This is a genomic window from Cupriavidus agavae, assembly GCF_004217045.1.
In the GTDB taxonomy this organism is placed as follows: domain Bacteria; phylum Pseudomonadota; class Gammaproteobacteria; order Burkholderiales; family Burkholderiaceae; genus Cupriavidus; species Cupriavidus agavae.
On sequence record NZ_SGXM01000008.1, the window covers coordinates 137,698 to 153,742 of the forward strand.

The window sequence follows — 16,045 nt, forward strand, 5'->3', positions numbered from 1 at the left end:
TTTGACCCGGTTAGGCGATGGCGGTTCAGCGGTCAGCTGAACGCCAGCGCGGCGCGGTAAGTGATGAACGAGGCGAGGTAGGCCAGCCCCGTCAGGTAGGCGGCGGACAGCGCCATCACCTTCCACGAGTTGGTCTCGCGCTTGATCACCGCCAGCGTCGAAATGCATTGCGGTGCAAACACGTACCACGCCAGCAGAGACAGCGCCGTGGCCAGCGACCACTGCGCGGCAATCATCGGCGCCAGTTGCACGGCCACAGCGTCGTCGCTGCCCGACAGCGCGTAGACGGTCGCCAGTGCGCCAACCGCCACTTCGCGAGCGGCCAGACCCGGCACCAGCGCGATACAGATCTGCCAGTTGAAGCCGATCGGCGCGAACACATACTCCAGCGCGCGGCCGATCATGCCGGCGAAGCTGTAGTCGATGGCCGGCTGCGTGGCGCCGTCCGGCGGCGACGGGAACGTGGCCAGGAACCACAGCAGCACGGTCAGCGTCAGGATCACCTTGCCCACGCGCGACAGGAAGATGCGGGCGCGCTCCCACAGGCCGATGGCGATGTCGCGCGGATTCGGCACGCGGTACGACGGCAGTTCCATCAGCAGCGGATGGTCGGTGCGGTCGCGGCGGAACCACTTCAGTATGTAGGCCACCACCAGCGCGCTGACGATACCGGCCACGTACAGCGCGAACAGCACCAGCCCCTGCAGGTTGAACAGGCCGGCCACGGTGCGCTCGGGGATGAACGCGCCGATCAGCAGCGCATAGACCGGCAGGCGTGCCGAACAGGTCATCAGCGGCGCGACCAGGATCGTGGTCAGCCGGTCGCGCGGGTCCTGGATCGTGCGCGTGGCCATGATGCCCGGAATCGCGCAGGCGAAGCTCGACAGCAGCGGGATGAACGAGCGGCCCGACAGGCCGGCGCCCATCATCAGGCGGTCCAGCAGGAACGCGGCACGCGGCAGGTAGCCCGATTCCTCAAGGGTCAGGATGAACAGGAACAGGATCAGGATCTGGGGCAGGAACACCACCACGCTGCCCAGGCCCGCGATCAGGCCGTCCACCAGCAGGCTCTTGAGCATGCCGTCGGGCATCAGGCCGCCCACCACTTCGCCCAGCCAGTGCACGCCACCCTCGATGCCGTCCATCATCGGCTCGGCCCACGAGAACACGGCCTGGAACATGAAGAACAGCAGCACGGCCAGGATCACCAGGCCGAACACCGGGTGCAGCACCACGCGGTCCACCGCGTCGTCGATGCGGGCGGTGCGCGTGGGCATGGTCACGGCTGCGTCCAGCAGGCGCTTGACCTCGGCGTGGGTGTCGAGCTCGGACACGCTGTCGATCGGCTGCGCCGGCAGGGCGGGCGGCAGGGCACCGTCGAACAGGCTCACGAGGGCGGCGGTGCCGTCGCGCCTGACCGCCACGGTCTGCACCACGGGCACGCCCAGCGCCTGAGACAGCGCGTCACGGTCGATCACGATGCCGCGGCGCGCGGCGGAATCGCTCATGTTGAGCACCACGACCATCGGCAGGCCCAGGCGGCGCAGTTCGAGCACGAAGCGCAGGTGCAGGCGCAGGTTGGTGGCGTCCACCACCGAGACCAGCAGGTCCGGGCGCGCCTCGCCGGGCCGTTGTCCCATGCACACTTCGCGCGTGATGGCCTCGTCGAGGCTGGCGGAGTGCAGGCTGTAGGCGCCCGGCAGGTCGAGGATGCGGACAGTGCGGCCGGCCGGCGACGTGAACGTGCCTTCCTTGCGCTCCACCGTGACGCCGGCGTAGTTGGCCACCTTCTGGCGGCTGCCGGTCAGGCGGTTGAACAGTGCGGTCTTGCCGCAGTTGGGGTTGCCGACCAGCGCGATGCGCAGGGCCGAAGCATTCGGAGATGCAGACATGATGGGCGAGAGATCCTGGCGGGCAGTGCCGGCTGTCGGATGGCCGGGGTTCAGGCGATGCGCTGGGCCGGGTCGGAAGATTCCTGGCTGGCAGGGGCGATGCTGGAGACCGTGGCGCTGGCCACTTCCACCGCGATGCGGGCCGCTTCCGCGCGGCGCAGGGCAAAGCGCGTGTAGCCCACCTGCGCCACGATGGGGTCCTTGCCGAACGGACCGAAGGCAATGATCTGCACGGTCTCGCCGGGCACGAAGCCCAGGTCGCGCAGGCGGCGCGCCACGGCGTCGTTCGGGGTGGTGTCATCCACCGATTTGACTGTGGCGGCAGTGCGCCGGGGCAATTCAGACAACCGCATAAGGGGATTTTCCAGTCCAGCGGAGGGCGCGAAAACCGCCGCTCGCAAAGGAGGTGCAGGTAAATAAAAATCGTTCTCGATTGTATAGCATTCACACGAAATCCGCGCCGAAAGCCGTTCGTAAGCCATTCCTTGGCGGCAGATGACAGAATTTTCATGTCCGGGCCATGCGGCGGCAACGCCTGTATGCAGGTCTGCCGGCAGGCGGCGGTTCGTTCCGCCCCGTGCATCAATCGGCGCGATTCGCGCCACTTTCCCACCGAATAACGCATTTGCGGTATTGGTCCGGCGCCGCGCCGGGCATAAGCTACGCGAACGCTGAACACCCCGTTCCACGCGTACTTCACAGCCACTGGTCCCAGGACCGGTGGCTTTTTTCTTGGCGTCACATTCTAGATCCAGATCGGGCCCTGGAGCGCCGATTGCGCCGCGGCCGCCCGGACGGTTTCGACGAAATGGTCGCGGGCCGGATGGTCGGGCGCCGTCTTCCACAGGCAGTAGACCTCGGACGGCACCGTGGCATCGCGCAGCGGCCGGAAGGCCGCGCCGGCCATGCCCGAGCGCGCCATTGCGGCCGGCACCACGGCCACGCCCATCCCCTGCGACACCAGTGATACCACCGACAGCCAGTGCCGCACCTCGTGCTGGATGCGGGGGTAGAAGCCGTGCGTCGCGCACATGTCGAAGATCCGGCTGTAGTAGTCGGGCGACGCCTTGCGCGAGAACAGCACGAACGGCTCGCCGCGCAGATCCGACAGCGCCACCGCGTCGCGCGCCGCCAGCGGGTGCCCGGCGGGCATGCAGCAGACGAACGGCTCGGAATGGGCCAGCGTGGTGGCCAGTTCGTCGGGCACCCGGCTGGTATGGACAAAGCCGGCGTCCAGCTCGCCATGCAGCAGCGCATCGATCTGCTCCTGCGAGTTAAGTTCGGTCAACGCCACATGGATGCCCGGGTAGCGCGCCTGGAACTCCTGCAGGCGCTGCGGCAGCCCGCGATACAGCATCGACCCGACGAAGCCGACGCGCAGCCGGCCTACCGCGCCGGCCTCGATCTCGCGCGCCAGCAGCCGCGCCGATTCGGCCTGCGCCAGCAGCGCCGAGGCCGATTCGCGGAATGCCCGGCCTGCGGCCGTCAGCCTCACGCCGCGGCTGTCGCGCTCGAACAGCCGTGCGCCCACCGACGCTTCGAGTTGCTGGATGTTCAGCGACAGCGGCGGCTGGGAGATCGACAGGCGCCGGGCGGCGCGGCCAAAGTGCAGTTCCTCGGCCAGCACGAGGAAATAGCGGAGGTGGCGAAATTCCATGGCGATATGAATTTTGTATGGATCAAGCCAATTTTAGAATTGGACGCGAATCGTTGCCGGTCGAATAATGGCCCAAACCATCCCGCCTGCGTTGCTACATATAGATAAGGCGGAATCCCGGAGACGATTGCCATGACCCCCGCCCAGCCTGCCGCGGCCGAGATCCGCGCGCCCCAGCCCTCCGCCCATCCCGTTCCCGACCGCCACGGCGCCAGCCTGTTCGCCGCCGACCCGGACCTCCGGGCGCTGCTGCCGCTGTACCTGCCGGCTGACCTGTTCGCGCACCTGTTGCCGCACCTCGAACGCATGGGGGCGCTCGCAGGTGGCGTACTAGACACTCTGGCGAACGAGGCCGACCACGCGCCGCCCACGCTTTCGCACCGCACCCGCAGCGGGCTGGACGCGCAGCAGATCCACAAGCATCCGTCTTACGTGGAACTGGAGCGCGTGGCGTTTGCCGAGTTCGGGCTGGCCGCCGCGTCGCACCGGGGCGGTGTGCTCGGCTGGAGCAAGCCGATGCCGCCGGCGGCCAAGTACGCGCTGACCTACCTGTTCGTGCAGGCCGAGTTCGGGCTGTGCTGCCCGTTGTCGATGACCGATTCGCTGACGCGCACGCTGCGCAAGTTCGGCGAGCCGGCGCTGGTCGAGCGCTTCCTGCCGAACCTGACCACGCAGGTGTTCGACGATCTCTACCAGGGCGCGATGTTCATGACCGAGCAGGGCGCCGGCTCCGACGTGGCTGCCACGGCCACCCGGGCCATCCGCGACCCGCAGGCCGAGGGCGGCTGGCGGCTGGTGGGAGACAAGTGGTTCTGCTCGAATCCCGACGCGGCGCTGGCCATGGTGCTGGCGCGCATGGAGGAGGCCGATGGCACGAGCGTCGCTGGCATCAAGGGCGTGTCGCTGTTCCTGCTGCCGCGCACGCTGGCCGATGGCAGCGCCAACCACTACCGCATCATCCGGCTCAAGGACAAGCTCGGCACGCGCTCGATGGCCAGCGGCGAGATCCGGCTCGAAGGCGCCCACGCGCATCTGGTGGGCGAGCCGGGCCGGGGCTTCGTGCAGATGGCGGACATGATCAACAACTCGCGGCTGTCGAACGGGGTGCGGGCGGCCGGGCTGATGCGCCGCGCGCTGACCGAGGGCCAGTTCATCGCCCGCGAGCGCCGCGCGTTCGGCAAGCGGCTGACCGACATGCCGCTGATGCGCCGCCAGTTGCTCAAGCTGACATTGCCCACCGAGCAGGCGCGCACGATGGTCTTCCAGACCGCCGAGGCACTGCGCCGCGCCGATGCGGGCGAGGCTGGCGCCTATCCGCTGATGCGCATCCTGACGCCGCTGATCAAGTTCCGCGCCTGCCGCGACGCCCGCAAGGTGACCGGCGACGCGATGGAGATACGCGGCGGCTGTGGCTACATCGAGGAATGGAGCGATCCGCGCCTGGTGCGCGACGCGCACCTCGGGTCGATCTGGGAGGGCACCAGCAACATCGTGGCGCTCGACGTGCTGCGCGCGGTCCGCCGCGAGGGCTCGCTGCCGGTGCTGCAGGCGCATCTGGCGGGTCTGCTGGCCGACACGCCGCTCGATGCCCGGGCGCGCGCCACGTTCGAACTGGCCATCGCCAACGCGGCCGCGCTGGCATCGCGCGCCGCGGAAGCTGGCGCCGATGGCGACGTGCTGGCGCGCCAGGCCGCCTCGGGGCTGTACCACGTGACCAGCGCCGTGGCGATGGCGTGGGAAGCCGGCCGCATCGGCTCGGCCCGGCGCATGCGGCTGGCGCAACTGGTGCTGGCGCACCGGGTGCTGCCGCAGGATCCGCTGGCCGGTGGCGCCGAACCCGACTGGCTGGCCGAGACCGTGGCGCCGCCGCCCGATGGCGCGGTCCGGGCGGCGGAGCGCGTCGACCAGATCAACGTGTTCTGAACGCCCCCGAGCCAACCCAATAAAACCAGACCCACCCGGAGACAACCATGCCCCAATGGCACCGCCGCGCGGCCCTCGCCGCGCTCGCCGCCTGCGCGCTCTGCGCCACCGCCACCCCCGCCTTCGCCCAGAAGGATTTCCCGAGCAAGCCGATCATGCTCGTGGTGACCTACCCGCCCGGCGGCCCCACCGACGCCATGGCCCGCACGCTGGCCGCCGCGCTCAAGAACAGCCTGGGCCAGCCCGTGGTGGTGGAGAACCGCGCCGGCGCCGGCGGCAACATCGGCGCCGAGGTGGTAGCGCGCGCCGAGCCGGACGGCTATACGCTGATGTTCGGCACGTCGGCGCCGCTGGCCATCAACGTGAGCCTGTACCGCAAGATCAACTACGACCCGGTCAAGAGCTTCGCGCCCGTGATCCAGATCGGCCATCTGCCCAACGTGCTGGTGGTGAACCCCAGCGTGCCGGCGAAGAACGTGCAGGAGCTGATCGCCTATGGCCGCGCCCATCCGGGCAAGCTGACCTATGCCTCGTCGGGCAATGGCGCATCGTCGCACCTGGCCGGCGTGCTGTTCAACAACCTGGCCGGCACCGATTTCCAGCACGTGCCGTACAAGGGCACCGGCCCGGCGCTGAACGACCTGCTCGGCGGACAGGTCAGCATGACGTTCACCGACGTGCTGACCGCGCTGCCGTTCATCAAGAGCGGCAAGGTGCGCGCGCTGGGCGTGACCACCAGGGGCCGCTCGCAGGCGTTGCCCGAGGTGCCGACCGTGGCCGAGCAGGGTGTTGCCGGCTTCGACGTTTCGGTATTCTTCGGTGTGGTGGCCCCGGCGGGCACGCCGCCGGCCGTGATCGGCAAGCTCAACCGTGCGTTCGCCGACGCGCTGCAGCAGCCTGAAGTCCGCAAGACGCTGCTGGCGCAGGGGCTGGAAATGGCGCCGTCCACGTCGCCCGAACAGCTTGGCAGCTTTGTGAAGGCCGAGGTGGGCAAGTGGCGCGCCGTGGTGCAGAAGTCCGGCGCGCAGCTGGACTGATCGCCAACAATTACAAGGAAGAGACATGACGCCAACCCCCACCGGCGCGCTGGCCGGCATCCGCGTAGTGGACCTGTCGCGCATCCTGGGCGGCCCGTTCTGCGGCCAGATCCTCGGCGACCATGGTGCCGACGTGCTCAAGATCGAGCCGCCGCAGGGCGACGACACCCGCACCTGGGGCCCCCCGTTCCGCGAGGGCGTGGCGTCGTACTACTTCGGGCTGAACCGCAACAAGCGCGTGATGAAGCTCGACCTGACCGCCGATGCCGACCGCGAGGTGCTGATGGCACTGCTGGCCGAGGCCGATGTGCTGGTGGAGAACTTCAAGACCGGCACGATGGAGAAATGGGGCATCGGCTACGACGCGCTGTCGCAGCGCTTTCCGCGCCTGGTGCACTGCCGCGTGTCGGGCTTTGGCGCCGATGGTCCGCTGGGCGGCCTGCCGGGCTACGACGCGGCCATCCAGGCAATGGCCGGCATCATGAGCATCAACGGCGAGCCCGAGGGCGATCCGCTGCGCGTGGGGCTGCCCGTGGTGGACATGGTGACCGGCCTGAACGCGGCGCTGGGCGTGCTGCTGGCGTTGCAGGAGCGCGAGCGCAGCGGGCGCGGACAGTTCGTCGAGGCGGCGCTCTACGATTCGGGTTTGTCGCTGCTGCATCCGCACGCGGCCAACTGGTTCATGAGCGGCAAGACGCCGGGCCGCACCGGCAACGCCCATCCGAACATCTATCCGTACGACACGGTGGCCACGGCCACCGATCCGATCTTCCTGGCCGTGGGCAACGACCGCCAGTTCCGTATCCTGTGCGCGCACATCGGCGTGCCCGAACTGGCCGACGACGAGCGCTTTGCCACGGCTGGCGCGCGCTCGGTGAACCGGGCGATGCTCAAGGGCACGCTGGAATCGAGGATGGCCACCTGGGACGGCAAGGCGCTGGCCGATGAACTGGCCGCGGCCGGTGTGCCATGCGCCCCGGTGCTGTCGGTGCCGGACGCATTGAACCATCCGCACACGGCGCATCGGGAGATGGTGGTGGAGATGGCGGGCGGCTACAAGGGGCTGGGCGCCCCGGTCAAGCTGAGCCGCACGCCGGCAACGTACCGGTACGCGCCGCTGACGGAAGGGAATGCGTTCCTGCCGAGAGAGGCGGCGAACGACTAGTTGATACCCGCTGGTTGTCTCCCCTCTCCCACTTCATGGGAGAGGGGAGCAAACATTCGGGAGAGGCTTAGCCCGGAATCATCCCCGTCAGCCAGTACGCCTGCACCATCGTGATCACGCCCACGATGAACGCGAACAGCAGGCTGTGCTTGACCGTAAAGCGGAACAGCTCCGATTCCTTGCCCACCAGCCCGGTTGCCGCGCAGGCCACCGCGATCGATTGCGGCGAGATCATCTTGCCGGTGACGCCGCCCGTGGTGTTGGCGGCCACCAGCAGCGTGTCCGAGACGCCGATCTGGTGGGCCGTGGTGTGCTGCAGCGAGCAGAACAGCGCGTTGGACGAGGTATCCGAACCGGTCAGGAACACCCCGAGCCAGCCCAGCAGCGGCGAGAAGAACGGGAAGGCGGCGCCCGTGCCGGCCAGCAGCAGCGCCAGCGTCGACGACATCCCCGAGTAGTTCGCCACGAACGCGAATGCCAGCACCAGGCCGATCGACAGGATCGGGCGGCGCAGTTCGAGCAGCGTTTCGCCAAACGTGGCGATGGCATCGCGCGGCTTCATGCGCAGCAGGATCACCGAGATGATCGACGTCAGCAGGATCGCCGTGCCCACGGCCGAGAGCAGGTCCAGCTTCATCACCGCCTCGTAGGGCTTGGGCGAGGCCACGATCGGCGCGGCCTTGATCACGAGCTGGTCGAGCATCGGCACCTTGAACTTCAGCACCGTGCCGGCCATCGCGCCGTTGGCGGCGAACAGCGCCTTGAACGAAGGCAGGCTCCACACCGTGACGATGGCCGTCAGGATGCCGAACGGCGCCCAGGCGCGCACGGTCTGGCCGAACGTGTACGGCGAGGCCTTGCGGCGCGACGGCTCACCCATGCCGCCACCCATGCCGCCACCCATGCCGGCCATGGCGATGGTGCCGCCAGCCCCGACCGAACCACCGGCCGTCCGCGACGCGGAGCGCGGCTGCCAGACCCGCAGGAATCCCGCCAGCGACACCAGGCTGACCAGCGCCGAGGTGATGTCCGGCAGTTCGGGGCCGATATGGTTGGACGTGAAGTATTGCGTCACGGCAAAGCTGCCGCCCACCACGAACGCGGCAGGCCACGTCTCGCGCACGCCCTTCCAGCCATCCATCATGAACACGAGCCAGAACGGCACCGCCAGCGACAGCAGCGGCAACTGGCGCCCGGCCATCGCGCCGATGTGCATCGGGTCGAGCCCGGTCACCTGCCCGGCCACGATGATCGGGATGCCCATCGCGCCGAACGCCACGGGCGCCGTGTTGGCGATCAGGCAGAGGCCGGCCGCGTAGAGCGGGTTGAAGCCCAGGCCCACCAGCAGCGCCGCCGTGATGGCCACCGGCGCGCCGAAGCCCGCCGCGCCTTCCAGGAATGCCCCGAACGCGAAGCCGATCAGCAGCATCTGCAGGCGCTGGTCGTCGGTGATCGACAGCACCGAGGCGCGGATCACGTCGAACTGGCCCGTCTTGACGACGATCTTGTAGAGGAACACCGCCGTGACGATGATCCACGCGATCGGCCACAGCCCGTAGGCAAAGCCGAAGCCAGCCGCGGCCAGCGCCTGCGGGGCCGGCATGCCGTAGGCAAGGATCGCCACGGCCAGCGCCAGTGCCAGCGTGATGGCTGCCGCGACGTGGCCCTTCATGCGCAGCACGGCCAGCGCGATGAAGAAGAAGATGATGGGGATGGCCGCCGCGAGCGCGGACAGCCACAGGCTGCCGAGCGGCGTATAGATCTGGGTCCAGGCTTGCACGGGTTGTCTCCTTGATGTGGTGTACGAATTCTTGTGTGGCCGCGTGGGCCGGGCGCCCTGCTATTCGGGCTGGTTGCGCTCGGCAAGCAGGTCCGACAGGCTCTTCGGCGCTGGCGTGAGCGGCTTGCGATGCTGCGTCCAGCCCATCTGCCTGCCTGGCGTCAGCGCCCGCAGCCGCGTGGCGGCCCAGCGGAACACGCGGTAGGCGGCCGGATGGGCGAACGCGCCGCTCCAGAAGCGCCAGACCAGATGCTCGCGCCGGCTGAACTTCGCGCCTTGTCCCTTGAGTGGATGCGGCACGGCTTCCCCGGGGTTGCGATTCGATTCGGTGCGCAGCCGCACCAGCAGTTGCGGAATCGGGATGCGCACCGGGCACACCTCGCCGCACGCGCCGCACAGGCTCGATGCGGTGGCGAGGTCGGCCGTGGCGTCGAGGCCCAGCAGGTGGGGCGAGATGATCTTGCCGATCGGCCCCGGATACGTGGTGCCGTAGGCGTGCCCGCCGATGCGCGTGTACACCGGGCAGTGGTTCATGCAGGCGCCGCAGCGGATGCACTGCAGCGTGGCCCGCAGTTGCGCGTCGGCGTAGGCCTGGCTGCGGCCGTTGTCGAGCAGCACGAGGTGCACTTCGCGCGGGCCATCCTGCTCGCCGGGCTTGCGCGGGCTGGAAATCAGGTTGAAATAGGTGGTGATCGGCTGGCCCGTGGCCGAGCGCGTCAGCAGGCTCGACAGCGGCACGATGTGCGCGAGCTTCGCCACCACCTTTTCCATGCCCATGACGGCCACGTGCACGGCGGGAACGGTGGTCGACAGCCGGCCGTTGCCCTCGTTCTCCACGAGCCACAGCGTGCCGGTGTCGGCGGCGGCAAAGTTGACGCCCGACAGGCCGATGTCGGCCTCCACGAACGCCTGCCGCAGCGCGCGGCGGCCGGTCTGGATCAGCGCGTCGACGTCCTCGGTGTAGGGCGTGTCCGGAATGTTGCGCTCGAACAGCGTGGCGATGTCGGCCCTGGTCTTGTGGATGGCCGGCATGACGATGTGCGACGGCTTCTCGCCGGCCATCTGCACGATGTACTCGCCCATGTCGGACTCGATGCAGTCGATGCCGCGCTCGGCCAGGTAATGGTTCAGTTCCATTTCCTCGCTGGCCATCGACTTGCCCTTGATCACGCGCTTTGCCGCGTGGCGCTGGGCGATACCGTGGATGATCGCGTTGGCTTCCCCGGCCGTCTCGGCCCAGTGCACCTGCACGCCGGCGCGGGTCAGGTTGGCTTCGAGTTCGGTCAGCAGGTCGGGCAGGTTCGCCAGCGCGTGCTGGCGCACCGCCTCGCCGAGATCGCGCAGGTGCTCCAGCTCGTCGCCATCGGGAAACTGCACGGCACGCTTGTGCTGCAGGAAATCCATCGCGCCGCGAAAGCTCTTGCGCAGCTTGGGGTCGTCGAGCGCCTCGCGGGCGCGGGCACGGAAATCCGCCGACGGGACGAAATGCAGGGTCTGCTGGCTCATTGCGCGGCCTCCCCGGCAGGGGCGGTGACGATCACCACCCAGAGCTGGCGCGGTCCGTGAGCGCCGTACGCCAGCGTCTGCTGGATGTCGGAAGTCTTGGACGGGCCGGAAATCATCACGAGGTTGGTCGGCATGCCGCCGCCCCACTGTTCGGCGCGCACCGCGCTGTGCAGGTCAGGATGCAGCGTCGCGGCGTGGACCAGCGCGATATGGATCGGCGGCACCAGCGACATCGTGCGCGGCGAGCCGGGGTCCGGCGCCACGACCAGCGTGCCGGTGGCGGCCAGCCCCGAGCGGGCCACGGTAAAGCCGGCGTCGACGGTATCGAACAGCTCGGCCTTCCAGGCATCGATGGGGCGCCCGAAGGTGATGGCGGCCGTGCCGGGCGGCAGCGCGGCGGCCAGTGCGGCGCCCTCGGGGCGCGCGGTGTCGAGCAGCAGGCGCCGGACGCCCGCTGCGGCCAGTCGCCCGGCAACCAGGGCGGGCCAGCTGACGGCATCGGCGCGGATCACGTCGGCATGGCAGGCGGTCAGATTGGCCTCCAGCGCCGCCACCATCGCCGGGATGGACGGCGGGTCGCCACGCCGGGTATCGAAATGCGTGTCGATGCGGCGGTCCAGCGCGGCGGTGTCGGCGCCGAGCGTCTTGCCCGAGGTCGGCACGGCGGCGCGCAGCCGGCCAAGCATGCGCTCGCGGGCGCTCATCGCGGTCATGCCGCACCTCCGGTACGGCGCCACAGGAACGACGCCAGATGTTCCACGGGCAGCGGCGCGCCGGCATGGGCCGCCGCATGGCCGATGTTGAGCAGGCAGCCGCAGTCGGCGGAGACCAGCCGGTCGCAGCCGGTGGCGCAGGCCGAGGCCACCTTGTCGCGCACCATCGCGCCCGAGATGTCGGCATGCTTCAGCGAAAATGTGCCGCCAAAGCCACAACACTCGGATTCGCGCTCGTGCTCCACGCGGGTCACGCCGGGCAGCGCATCGACCAGCGCCACACCGTGGCCGCGCGTACCCATTTCGCGGCGGGCCGCGCACGAGGTGTGCAGCACCACACGCTCGTGGTCGCCCGCCGGCAGGTCGTCGAAGCGCACGTGCAGCACATTGAGCAGGAATTCGGCCAGTTCGTAGGTGCGGCTGGCGATGTCGCTGGCCAGCAGCGCGGCATTGGCGTCATCGGCAAACAGCGTCGGCCAGTGGTGGCGCATCATGCCGCCGCACGAGCCGGACGGCACGATCACGGGCCAGGGCTCGCGGAACAGTTCCAGTTGGGCGCGTGCTACCTTGCGGGCCTGCCCGGGGTTGCCGCTGCTATAGGCCGGCTGGCCGCAGCAGCTCTGCCCGCGCGGGAAGTGGACCGTCAGCCCTTCGCGCTCCAGCAGGCGCACGGCGTCGAGGCCGGCTTGCGGGACGAACAGGTCGACCAGGCAGGTGCCGAACAGATACACCTGGGACGGGACGGATGTGGGGTACTGCCTGGATTGCATTGTCTGCCTCCGGATGGCGGCGCTGCGCGCACCGGAGGGTGGCCGGGCGCGGCGTCATTTTTGGAGGCATAATTCCCGCTCCCGCGCCGGAGCACAAATTGGTTGGACCAATCGCGCGGTGGAAGCCCACATCGAGGGAAAAAGAGGTGAAGACGGCTGGCGCACGCAACCGCGTGGAAGACATCATGCGCAGGATCGAGACCGCGCTGCTCGACGGCACCTGGGCGGCAGGCACGCGCCTGCCCGCCGAGCGCGTGCTGGCCGACCAGTACGGCGTGGCGCGCAACACGGTGCGCGAGGCCATCCAGCGGCTGGCGGCGCGCGGGCTGTTGCAGAGCCGGCGGGGCGCGGGGGTCTATGTCACCGACCAGCTCCGCAGCGGCATTGCGTCGCCGTGGGGGCAGCTCGTGGCGGACCATCCCGCGCTGCGCGATGACATCCTGGAGTTCCGCCGTGTGCTGGAGGGCGCCACCGCCTACTTCGCCGCGCTGCGCGCCGACGCGGGCGACCTGAAGCGGATCCGGGCGCTGATGAAGGCGCTCGAACGCTCGCGGCAGGAAGATGACAAGACGGCCGAGGCCGAAGCCGACGCCCAGTTGCACGACGCCATCGCCCAGGCATCCCACAACACGATGTTCCTGCACCTGCACACCAGCGTGATCGGCATGCTGCGCGAGCACATCACGATCAATGGCACCGGGCTGCGCGAGGCCGACGCGGGGTCGTCGGACCTGCTGCTGCTCCAGCACCGGACACTGTGCGACGCCATTCTCGGGCGCCGGCCGGAGGAAGCCCGCACGGCCATGCAGACCCACATCGATTTCGTGCGCAGCCGCGTCGAGGGCGACAGCTGAGCGTACCGTCCGAAATTGGTCGTACCAATTGCTGCGTACGGCAAGCCAATGGAATCAACCACTTGCCGGCGGCTACACCAGCTCGGACGTCACCAGTTCGCGCTTGAGATAGGCGTAGAAAATGGGCCCGGCAATCACGCCCGGGATGCCGTAGATCGTTTCCATCACCAGCATCACCGTCAGCAGTTCCCAGGCGGCCGCCTGTATACGCGCGCCGATGATCCGCGCGTTCAGGAAGTATTCGAGCTTGTGGATGATGACGAGGTAGAGCAGCGACACGATGGCAATCGGCAGCGAGACCGACAGCGAGGCCACCACGATGGCCGTGTTCGAGATCAGGTTGCCGAGCACCGGCAGCAGGCCGGCCACGAACGTGATGACCACCAGCGTCTTCGACAGCGGCAGGTGCTGGCCGAACAGTGGCAGCACCACCAGCAGGTAGACCGCCGTCAGCGTGGTGTTGATCAGCGAGATCTGGATCTGCGCGAAGATGAACTGGGCAAACGACTGCTGCAGCGTGCGGGAGCGGTCGATCAGCGCGGCGGCCAGCGGCCGGCGGTTGGGCCGCGCGATGGCGCGGTAGAGCGCCACCATCGCCCCGATCACGAGCCCCAGCACGATATGGAGCAGCGTGCGCAGGATGTCGGTGCCGAGCCGCTGGGCCATCTGGGCGTGCTCGCGCAGCGCGGAGATCAGCGCGGTGGCCAGTTCCTCGACGCCGTTGGGCAGGTAGTCGCTGATCCAGGCTGGCAGTTGCGCCCGGGACTGGTCGATGATGTCGGCCGCATGGTCGAGCAGCCGGTTGATCGTGACGCTGTCGACGTTCAGGAACCGGATCAGCGCCCAGATGCCGGCGGTCAGCGCCAGCAGGATGATGGCCGACAGGATGGCCACGGCGATCGCGTCGCGCCGGGAGTGCGTCAGGCGCGGCGCCAGCACGTCCACCAGCGAGTACAGCAGCAGGCCCGAGAGCAGCGCGGCCACGAGGTTGGCCTGCATCACCAGCAGCAGCGCAGCGGCCATCAGCACGTAGGAGACCACCGTGACATGGAACCAGCGGGCCGCCCCCTGGGGCCCCGGCGCGGCGGTCGAAAAGGTGGGGACGCCGGTTTCGGCGCGGTCTTGCGGGTGTTCTGGGTCCAGCCGGGACATATTTGTGCGGATTCTGCGTCGCAAGCGTTGCGCAAAAAAGGTTTCGACAGGCGCTGATTGTCGAGTGGGCGCGTAACAATGGCAAGTCAGGATGACCGGACAAGCCGGCGGCAGCGGCCGGCGCCGGGCGTGAACCTTGCGTCGCCCGTGACCTATATTGAAGTGGAAAGGACGGCGCAAATCACCGGGAGACCCCTCGCCATGGCCTTTGCCCATACCGTCGGCGCCCGCCGGCACGTCTTTGCCGACCTGCGCACGCTGCTGGCCCGCGCCAGCCCGGCCCGCTCGGGCGATGCGCTGGCCGGCCTGGCCGCCGACAGCGAGGAGCAGCGCATGGCCGCCCGCATGGCGCTGGCCGACATGCCGCTGGCGCACTGCCTGGAAGAAGCCGTGGTGCCGTACGAGGACGACGAGGTCACGCGCCTGATCGTCGACAGCCATGATGCCGGGGCCTTTGCCGAGATCGCCAGCCTGACCGTGGGCGGCTTGCGCAACTGGCTGCTGCGCCACGAGACCGACAGCGCCACGCTGGCCCGCGTGGCACCCGGCATCACCCCCGAGATGGCGGCTGCCGTCAGCAAGCTGATGCGCAACCAGGACCTGATCGCCGTGGCGCGCAAGTGCCGCGTGGTGACGCGTCTGCGCAACACGATCGGGCTGCCGGGACGGCTGTCGGTGCGCCTGCAGCCGAACCACCCGACCGACGATCCGCGCGGTATCGCGGCATCGATTGTCGACGGCCTGCTCTATGGCTGCGGCGACGCCACGATCGGCATCAACCCGGCCAGCGACAACCTGGGCGCCATCGTGGCGCTGCTCCGGCTCGTGGACGACATCCGCACCCGCTACGACGTGCCGACGCAGTCCTGCGTGCTGACCCACGTCACCAACACGCTGCGCGCCATCGGGCAGGGCGCGCCGGTGGACCTGGTGTTCCAGTCCGTGGCCGGCAGCCAGGCCGCCAACGAGGCGTTCGGCATCTCGCTGGCGCTGCTCGACGAGGCGCGGCAGGCGGCGCTGGCGCTGCAGCGCGGCACGGTGGGCCGGAACGTGATGTATTTCGAGACCGGCCAGGGCAGCGCGCTGTCGGCCAACGCGCACCACGGCGTGGACCAGCAGACCATGGAGGCACGCGCCTACGCCGTGGCGCGCCGCTTCGAGCCGCTGCTGGTCAACACGGTGGTCGGCTTTATCGGGCCCGAGTACCTGTATGACGGCAAGCAGATCATCCGCGCCGGGCTGGAAGACCACTTCTGCGGCAAGCTGCTGGGCGTGCCGATGGGCTGCGACGTCTGCTACACGAACCATGCCGAGGCCGACCAGGACGACATGGATACGTTGCTGACCTTGTTCGGCACGGCGGGCATCAACTTCATCATGGGCGTGCCGGGCGCCGACGACATCATGCTGAACTACCAGAGCACCGCCTTCCACGACGCGCTGTACCTGCGCGAGACCATGGGCCTGCGCCCGGCGCCCGAGTTCGAGGCCTGGCTCCAGGGCATGGGCATCCTCGACGACACCGGGCGGCTGCTGGAGCCGGCGGCGCGGCAGCCCCTGCTCGCGCTGGCCGGCTCGATCTGAACCACGCAACCA

The 16,045-nt window shown here is 69.0% G+C and carries 13 protein-coding genes; 5 read left to right on the plus strand and 8 right to left on the minus strand.

Annotated elements, in window-relative coordinates:
* Nucleotides 1-32: 32 nt before the first annotated feature.
* The 3 genes from feoB to EV147_RS21735 all read right to left on the minus strand — a co-directional run bounded on the left by feoB (nt 33) and on the right by EV147_RS21735 (nt 3,549).
* Nucleotides 33-1,892, minus strand: a complete 1,860-nt coding sequence (gene feoB, locus EV147_RS21725; protein ID WP_130393280.1) for a ferrous iron transport protein B — start codon at nt 1,890-1,892, stop codon at nt 33-35.
* Nucleotides 1,893-1,942: 50 nt separating this feature from the next.
* The gene (locus EV147_RS21730) at nt 1,943-2,245 is read right to left on the minus strand and encodes a FeoA family protein (protein ID WP_130393281.1); all 303 of its coding nucleotides are present in this window, start codon (nt 2,243-2,245) and stop codon (nt 1,943-1,945) included.
* Nucleotides 2,246-2,637: 392 nt separating this feature from the next.
* Nucleotides 2,638-3,549 (minus strand): LysR substrate-binding domain-containing protein, encoded by a 912-nt coding sequence (locus EV147_RS21735; RefSeq protein ID WP_130393282.1) that lies wholly within the window; start codon nt 3,547-3,549, stop codon nt 2,638-2,640.
* 132 nt (nt 3,550-3,681) lie between these two features.
* Between EV147_RS21735 and EV147_RS21740 the strand changes: the two genes are divergently transcribed.
* Genes EV147_RS21740 through EV147_RS21750 form a run of 3 tightly spaced genes read left to right on the plus strand, consistent with a single transcriptional unit; the run spans nt 3,682 to nt 7,674 of the window.
* Nucleotides 3,682-5,472 (plus strand): acyl-CoA dehydrogenase family protein, encoded by a 1,791-nt coding sequence (locus tag EV147_RS21740; RefSeq protein WP_130393283.1) that lies wholly within the window; start codon nt 3,682-3,684, stop codon nt 5,470-5,472.
* Between the two features lie 47 nt (nt 5,473-5,519).
* The gene (locus tag EV147_RS21745) at nt 5,520-6,509 is read left to right on the plus strand and encodes a Bug family tripartite tricarboxylate transporter substrate binding protein (protein ID WP_130393284.1); all 990 of its coding nucleotides are present in this window, start codon (nt 5,520-5,522) and stop codon (nt 6,507-6,509) included.
* Between the two features lie 25 nt (nt 6,510-6,534).
* The gene (locus EV147_RS21750) at nt 6,535-7,674 is read left to right on the plus strand and encodes a CaiB/BaiF CoA transferase family protein (RefSeq protein ID WP_130393285.1); all 1,140 of its coding nucleotides are present in this window, start codon (nt 6,535-6,537) and stop codon (nt 7,672-7,674) included.
* A gap of 67 nt (nt 7,675-7,741) precedes the next feature.
* On the opposite strand, the gene EV147_RS21755 is transcribed toward EV147_RS21750, so the two are convergent.
* The 4 genes from EV147_RS21755 to EV147_RS21770 are packed head-to-tail and all read right to left on the minus strand — an operon-like array spanning nt 7,742 to nt 12,443.
* Nucleotides 7,742-9,454 (minus strand): lactate permease LctP family transporter, encoded by a 1,713-nt coding sequence (locus tag EV147_RS21755; RefSeq protein WP_130393286.1) that lies wholly within the window; start codon nt 9,452-9,454, stop codon nt 7,742-7,744.
* A 60-nt stretch (nt 9,455-9,514) separates the two neighbouring features.
* On the minus strand, nt 9,515-10,960 hold the full coding sequence (locus EV147_RS21760) for a LutB/LldF family L-lactate oxidation iron-sulfur protein (protein WP_130393287.1): 1,446 nt from the start codon (nt 10,958-10,960) through the stop codon (nt 9,515-9,517).
* Entirely contained in the window at nt 10,957-11,673 is a 717-nt protein-coding gene (locus EV147_RS21765; RefSeq protein ID WP_130393288.1) for a LutC/YkgG family protein, read from the minus strand. The genes EV147_RS21760 and EV147_RS21765 overlap by 4 nt, the downstream gene beginning before the upstream one ends.
* Nucleotides 11,670-12,443 carry a (Fe-S)-binding protein gene (locus tag EV147_RS21770; RefSeq protein ID WP_130393289.1) on the minus strand — a complete coding sequence of 258 codons (774 nt, stop codon included), beginning with the start codon at nt 12,441-12,443 and terminating at the stop codon, nt 11,670-11,672. The genes EV147_RS21765 and EV147_RS21770 overlap by 4 nt, the downstream gene beginning before the upstream one ends.
* Nucleotides 12,444-12,628: 185 nt before the next feature.
* Between EV147_RS21770 and EV147_RS21775 the strand changes: the two genes are divergently transcribed.
* Entirely contained in the window at nt 12,629-13,297 is a 669-nt protein-coding gene (locus EV147_RS21775) for a FadR/GntR family transcriptional regulator (protein WP_130393331.1), read from the plus strand.
* Nucleotides 13,298-13,369: 72 nt separating this feature from the next.
* Here the strand turns inward: EV147_RS21775 and EV147_RS21780 are convergent, their stop codons facing one another.
* Nucleotides 13,370-14,320 (minus strand): AI-2E family transporter, encoded by a 951-nt coding sequence (locus tag EV147_RS21780; RefSeq protein WP_235844910.1) that lies wholly within the window; start codon nt 14,318-14,320, stop codon nt 13,370-13,372.
* A gap of 330 nt (nt 14,321-14,650) precedes the next feature.
* Between EV147_RS21780 and EV147_RS21785 the strand changes: the two genes are divergently transcribed.
* Entirely contained in the window at nt 14,651-16,033 is a 1,383-nt protein-coding gene (locus EV147_RS21785) for an ethanolamine ammonia-lyase subunit EutB (RefSeq protein ID WP_130393291.1), read from the plus strand.
* The last annotated feature ends 12 nt before the right edge of the window (nt 16,034-16,045 follow it).

Bases quoted from the DNA above. Each gene is read 5' to 3' on its own strand.
- EV147_RS21760 (WP_130393287.1), bottom strand. From the start codon at position 10,960: ATGAGCCAGCAGACCCTGCATTTCGTCCCGTCGGCGGATTTCCGTGCC.
- EV147_RS21740 (WP_130393283.1), top strand. From the start codon at position 3,682: ATGACCCCCGCCCAGCCTGCCGCGGCCGAGATCCGCGCGCCCCAGCCC.
- EV147_RS21770 (WP_130393289.1), bottom strand. From the start codon at position 12,443: ATGCAATCCAGGCAGTACCCCACATCCGTCCCGTCCCAGGTGTATCTG.
- EV147_RS21785 (WP_130393291.1), top strand. From the start codon at position 14,651: ATGGCCTTTGCCCATACCGTCGGCGCCCGCCGGCACGTCTTTGCCGAC.
- feoB (WP_130393280.1), bottom strand. From the start codon at position 1,892: ATGTCTGCATCTCCGAATGCTTCGGCCCTGCGCATCGCGCTGGTCGGC.
- EV147_RS21745 (WP_130393284.1), top strand. From the start codon at position 5,520: ATGCCCCAATGGCACCGCCGCGCGGCCCTCGCCGCGCTCGCCGCCTGC.
- EV147_RS21750 (WP_130393285.1), top strand. From the start codon at position 6,535: ATGACGCCAACCCCCACCGGCGCGCTGGCCGGCATCCGCGTAGTGGAC.
- EV147_RS21730 (WP_130393281.1), bottom strand. From the start codon at position 2,245: ATGCGGTTGTCTGAATTGCCCCGGCGCACTGCCGCCACAGTCAAATCG.
- EV147_RS21765 (WP_130393288.1), bottom strand. From the start codon at position 11,673: ATGACCGCGATGAGCGCCCGCGAGCGCATGCTTGGCCGGCTGCGCGCC.
- EV147_RS21735 (WP_130393282.1), bottom strand. From the start codon at position 3,549: ATGGAATTTCGCCACCTCCGCTATTTCCTCGTGCTGGCCGAGGAACTG.
- EV147_RS21780 (WP_235844910.1), bottom strand. From the start codon at position 14,320: ATGGCCGCTGCGCTGCTGCTGGTGATGCAGGCCAACCTCGTGGCCGCG.
- EV147_RS21775 (WP_130393331.1), top strand. From the start codon at position 12,629: ATGCGCAGGATCGAGACCGCGCTGCTCGACGGCACCTGGGCGGCAGGC.